We start from the raw sequence: 2,217 nt of genomic DNA, 5'->3' as shown, positions 1-2,217 counted from the left end.
GTCTGTGCCGATGTCTCCTGCACCCGCATGATCCCGGAGGGCAGCGATGCCATCAGCCCGGCACCCCACCACGATATCTACAGTATCGAAGACCTGAAACAACTCGTCCGCAGCCTGAAAGAGGCGACCGAGTGGAAGAAGCCGGTCTTTGTCAAGATCGCCGCTGTCCACAACTCGGCCGCGATCGCTGCCGGTATCGCCCGGTCCGGCGCTGACGCGGTTGTCATTGACGGGTTCCGTGGCGGGACCGGTGCAGCACCCCGGGTCTTCCGCGACAATGTCGGTATCCCGGTCGAAGCAGCCGTTGCAAGCGTGGATGCAAAGCTCCGGTCCCAGGGGATCCGGAACGAGGTCTCCATCATCGCAAGCGGCGGCATCCGCGAGAGTGCCGATGTGGCAAAGATCATCTGCCTCGGAGCCGACGCCGTATACATCGGCACGTCCGCCCTCATTGCCATGGGCTGCCGGGTCTGCGGCACCTGCTACCGGGGGAACTGCGCCTGGGGCATAGCAACGCAGAAACCGGAACTGACCCGGCGCCTGGACCCGGAGACCAATGCAACGCAGGTCGCAAACCTCATCCATGGCTGGACCGACGAGCTCGCCGAGCTCATGGGAGCTGCCGGCATCAACAGCATCGAGAGCCTGCGGGGCAACCGTGACCGGCTCCGGGGATACATGCTGGACGAAGGCCTGTTGAAAGTCCTGGATGTCCAGACCGTGGGGGCCTGAACCATGCGAGCCGTAAAGATCGATGCACGGGACCTCCACTACACGCCCCTCAACCAGAAGATCCGGACCGCCGTTGCAAACGGGGCAAAGGAGATCGTCATCGACAATGTGCTCGGCCAGCGGTTCATCGGGGACGGTCTCCGCGGCGAGGGCGTGACGATCACGGTCAACGGGGTCCCCGGTGGCGACCTTGCCATGTTCATGAGCGGGCCGACCATTGTGGTGAACGGCAATGCTGACCATGCGCCGGGCAACACCATGGACAAGGGCAAGGTGATCATCCACGGCAGCGCCGGGGATGCGGTGGCCCACAGCATGCGGGGCGGCCGGGTCTATGTCCGGGACAACATCGGGTACCGCGGCGGGATCCACATGAAGCAGTACATGGAGAAGCGCCCGATCCTTGTTGTCGGGGGATCGGCCCGGGCATTCCTCGGCGAATACATGGCCGGGGGACTCCTCATCGTCCTCGGCTTAAATGGCGTTGCACCAATCAGCGAGCGGGGAGTCGGAAGCGGGATCCATGGCGGCGAGATCATTGTCCGGGGAAAGGCTGATGAGAAATATCTCGGCGTCGGGGCAAAACAGCAGCCGCTCACAGCAGAACAGAAAGAGATGATCCGTCCGATCCTGGAGGATTTTGCACAGGCATTCGGCATGGATGCAAAAGTCCTGCTCGCTGCTGACTATTCGCGGATCATCCCGTCGAGCGCTCGTCCGTTTGCGAACAAGTATACCTGGGAGTGAGAAATGGCAGCAAAAAGTTACCTTGATTTGAAAAGCGAGGTCTGGGACACCGGGAAATGTTCGGGCTGCGGTGCCTGCGTGGCAGTCTGCCCGGCCGATGCACTCTCCTTTACGGAAGGGGAGATGGTGACAAGCCCGGTCAGCACCGGGTACTGCAAGGAAGCAACGGACAGTGTTCAGTGCGGGGCGTGTTATGCGGTATGCCCCCGCATCGGCGAACAGCCGAAGGAAGAGATCGGTCCGTTCCTCGAGATGGTCACGGCAAAGGCAGCCTTCGACGTACCGAAAAAGCAGAGCGGCGGGGCGGTCACGGCACTCCTTGCCAACGCACTGGACGAAGGGCTTATCGATGCCGTGGTGACCGTGACAGAAGACCGCTGGACTCTCCGCCCGTCATCGGTGGTCATTACGAAGTCGGATGTCCTCATCCAGCAGGCCGGGAGCCGGTACAGCTGGTGGGTGCCGCTCCTCGCAGCACTCAAGAACGCGGTTGTTGAGCGGAAATTCAAAAAGATCGCCGTTGTCGGTGTCCCGTGTGCCGTGCAGGCTCTTGCCCGGATCCGCACAAGCGACAACGACCTCCTGAAACCCTACGCCAAATCCCTCCGGCTCGTGATCGGGTTGTTCTGCACCGAGACCTTCGATTACCAGGCACTGGTCCACGGCAAACTGAAATCGCACTACAAACTCGAACCCCACGAGATCCGGAAACTGGATGTCAAGGGAAAACTCGAGATC

Annotated in this window: 3 protein-coding genes; all 3 read left to right on the top strand. The window is 61.4% G+C overall.

The window, feature by feature from the left end; genetic code table 11:
• Nucleotides 1-732: glutamate synthase-related protein (locus tag CW742_RS11045; RefSeq protein ID WP_292420361.1), on the top strand; the 732-nt coding region annotated here is incomplete at its 5' end.
• A 3-nt stretch (nucleotides 733-735) separates the two neighbouring features.
• Complete coding sequence (locus CW742_RS11040) at nucleotides 736-1,479, top strand: hypothetical protein (RefSeq protein WP_292420360.1); 744 nt, start codon at nucleotides 736-738, stop codon at nucleotides 1,477-1,479.
• A gap of 3 nt (nucleotides 1,480-1,482) precedes the next feature.
• The coding region (locus CW742_RS11035; protein WP_292420359.1) for a coenzyme F420 hydrogenase/dehydrogenase beta subunit N-terminal domain-containing protein at nucleotides 1,483-2,217 on the top strand (735 nt) is incomplete at its 3' end.

Source organism: Methanoregula sp. (assembly GCF_002835825.1).
Lineage (GTDB): Archaea > Halobacteriota > Methanomicrobia > Methanomicrobiales > Methanospirillaceae > Methanoregula.
Note: the sequence above shows the minus strand (reverse complement) of the source record. Positions and strands in the feature narration are given on the sequence as shown.